At 63.1% G+C, this 2,983-nt stretch carries 3 protein-coding genes; all 3 read left to right on the top strand.

What is annotated here, in order from left to right:
* Positions 1-999, top strand: a 999-nt coding sequence (locus RUH75_RS23565; protein WP_313809642.1) for a sulfotransferase, incomplete at its 5' end; no start/stop codon positions are given.
* Between the two features lie 45 nt (positions 1,000-1,044).
* Positions 1,045-1,872 (top strand): SDR family oxidoreductase, encoded by an 828-nt coding sequence (locus tag RUH75_RS23560; RefSeq protein ID WP_313809641.1) that lies wholly within the window; start codon positions 1,045-1,047, stop codon positions 1,870-1,872.
* A gap of 35 nt (positions 1,873-1,907) precedes the next feature.
* The gene (locus RUH75_RS23555) at positions 1,908-2,903 is read left to right on the top strand and encodes a phytanoyl-CoA dioxygenase family protein (protein ID WP_313809640.1); all 996 of its coding nucleotides are present in this window, start codon (positions 1,908-1,910) and stop codon (positions 2,901-2,903) included.
* Positions 2,904-2,983: the final 80 nt, after the last annotated feature.

The following is a 2,983-nucleotide window of genomic DNA, read 5'->3' as shown; positions in this document are numbered from 1 at the left end:
TCGAATGGCGACAGTGCCACAACGACCTGGCCCGCGGTCGCGGCATTGAAAAGCCGGCTCTCCTCGCAGGCGGGCTGGACGGCGCGGCCCGATCTGCTTGATAATCCCGTCACGGCCCCGATCGTCATCACGGGTTTGCCGCGCAGCGGCACGACCATCCTGCATTTCCTCATGTCGGTCGATCCGCAGTTCCAGTGGACGCCGCGCTGGGTGGGTGAGGCGCCCCTTGTCCGTCCGGCGCGCGACCAGTGGGAAAGTCATCCGCAGTTCATCGCGGTCCACCGCCGGCTGGAGGCGATGTTCGCCGCCAATCCCGGGCTGCGCACCGCGCACGACATGGGCGCGGCGCTGGCTGACGAATGCATCACCGTGATGGTGCAGAGTTTCATGAGCAACACGTTCAACTCCACCCTGCCGCTGCCCGGCTACCGGCAATGGTGGTACGACGCCGACGAGGAACCCTCCTACCGCCGCTACAAGGACAATCTGCGCCTGATGGGGGGCAATGATCCCGACCATACATGGTTGCTCAAAAATCCATCCCATACCTATGGCATGGACCCGATGCTGCGCGTCTTCCCCGATGCGCGCATCGTCCTGTTGCATCGCAATCCGGTCGAAACCATCGCGTCGGGCGCCAGCCTTACATGGCGCAATGCCGATTTCTGGAAAAAGGAAGAGGTGGGACCGATCCGGCTCGACATCTATGCCAGGGCGACTGAGCGTGTAGCGGCGGCGCGCGCGACGCACCCCCATGCCGACATACTGGACGTCCATTATCGCGACCTGATTTCCGACAAGCTGGGAACGCTGCGGCGGATCTACGCCCATTTCGGGCTGGTGCTCAGCCCGGAAACGGAAGCGGCGATGCAAGGCTTCCTCTCCGCAAATCCGAAGGACAAGCACGGCAAGCACGATTATTCATCCGAAGAGTTCGGCATCAGCGACGGCGAAGTACGCGAACGCTTTGCCGCCTATATCGCGGAATATGACCTGTGACCGGCGTTCGTCACAACAGCGGCGGCACAAGAGAGGAGGCCGGGCATGCCTGAGCCAGCCAAATATTATGACCGCCTGGCGGGACAGGCCGCCATCGTGACCGGCGCCGGCGCACCCGATGACGAGATGAGCAACGGCCGGGCCATCGCGCTGCTCTTCGCACGGGAAGGCGCACGGGTCGTGGCGGTGACGCGCGATCCGGCCAACGCGGCGCGAACCGCCGGGATGATCACGGCGGCCGGGGGCGAAGCCATTGCCTGCGCGGGAGACGTGACCGATCCAGCGGACTGCGCCCGGATCGTGGAGGCAACGCTTGCCGCCTATGGAACGCTGGACATCCTCATCAATAATGTCGGCCGCGGCTTTGGCGCACCCCGGCTGGAGGGGTTCGACGACGCGACCTGGCAGGAGGTGCTGGACATCAACCTGACCGGCACATTCAACATGTGCCGCGCCGCTCTTCCTGCCTTGCTGGCGGGGAGCGGCAAGGCCATCGTCAATATTTCCTCCACGGCGGGTCAACGCGCGCATGGCGCGGCCGGTTATGGTCCTGCGAAGGCCGCACTGGATGCCTTCACGCGGGAGCTTGCGACCATCTACGGCCGCGAGGGGCTGCGCGCCAATATCGTTTCGCCGGGCCATCTCTATACGCCGCATGTGGCGAATAATCCGCAACTGCAACCCCTGCGCGAGGCACGGCGGAAGGTCGCGCCTCTGGGGATTGAGGGCGATGCATGGGATGTGGCGGCCACAACGCTGTTCCTCGCCTCGCGCGAGGCGCGTCTGTTGACGGGAGTCCTTATCCCGGTGGACGCAGGCGTCAGCCAGATCGCCGCGATGACCGGCCATATGTTCATAGACCGAGCGGACTGACGAAAGACGATGATCCAGAAGATAAGGAAATGACAATGATTACGTCCAGCTTTGCCGATACACTGCCCATGCGGGAACTGACCGTATCCAACCATCTTCTCGATGATCCGGTCGCGCTTCAGAACGCATGGGATCGCGATGGATACTGGTTCTTCCGCGACGTTCTGGACAAGGATGCGGTCGGACGGCTTCGCGCGGTCTATCTCGATGTGCTGAACGGCCTTGGCGTGATCGATCCGACCCGCACCGATGCCGCTGTCCATAATGGCGCTTCGCTGGACGATTTCCCGATCCGCAACGACGGTTCCCCCGAAACCGATCCGTTGATGGCCCGCTATCCGCGCGACCAGTTCGTCGCTGAACCTGCCATTCGCGCCTTTTTCGAACGGCTTTTCGGCGAGGAGGTATTCTGGGTTCCGAACACCGAATATCACGCCTTGCCGCCCCGCCCGGAAAAGCCCGGCAAGCGTTTCAACTTCCTCCATTGCGACGGACCCAATAACAAGGGCCTGCCCCTCAAAATCTGCTGGATGCCGCTTGCGCCCATCGACGAGGCGACGGGCGGCCTGGCGCTGGCGGAGGGAATGCACAAGCCGCGCATGAACGATTTTGCCCGTCCGCCGCAGGGCATTGCCGACAATGTGATCCCGGAGGAGTCCTGGCGCCGCGCCCTGTACCAGCCCGGCGATCTGCTGGTGTTCAGCCTGCAAACGCCGCATAGCGGCCTTGCCAACAGATCGGATCGCTATTTCCGCCTGTCGATGGACATTCGCGGCATGCCCCGTTCAGGCAATATCCCCACGGTGGGCAAGGTGGCCGCCATCGACAGCTGCGCGATCACCGTCACCACGGACGAGGGCGAGGACCGCACCTTCCGGATCGATGGGGACACATTCTGCCGGATCACGCGCGGCCGGCTGACCGGTATGCCGCTCGCGCTCGAGGAAATCCCGCAGCTCGTCAAGATTGGGGCGCCAGTCTATGTCGCGTCCGACCACGGAACCGCGACCTTCATCCGCCCGCAGCATTGATGTCGATGAGTGGACCTTGGATAATTTAGGCCGTAAACTCATAAAATGGCTTGAGGATTGGTCGTTTGCGTGATTCAGGA

Origin of the sequence: Sphingobium sp. (genome assembly GCF_032153725.1) — a bacterium.
Taxonomy (GTDB): Bacteria; Pseudomonadota; Alphaproteobacteria; order Sphingomonadales; family Sphingomonadaceae; genus Sphingobium.
This window is presented reverse-complemented; position numbering and strand designations above follow the sequence as displayed.

Coding starts and splice junctions, on each gene's coding strand:
- RUH75_RS23560 (WP_313809641.1), top strand. CDS start 1,045: ATGCCTGAGCCAGCCAAATATTATGACCGCCTGGCGGGACAGGCCGCC.
- RUH75_RS23555 (WP_313809640.1), top strand. CDS start 1,908: ATGATTACGTCCAGCTTTGCCGATACACTGCCCATGCGGGAACTGACC.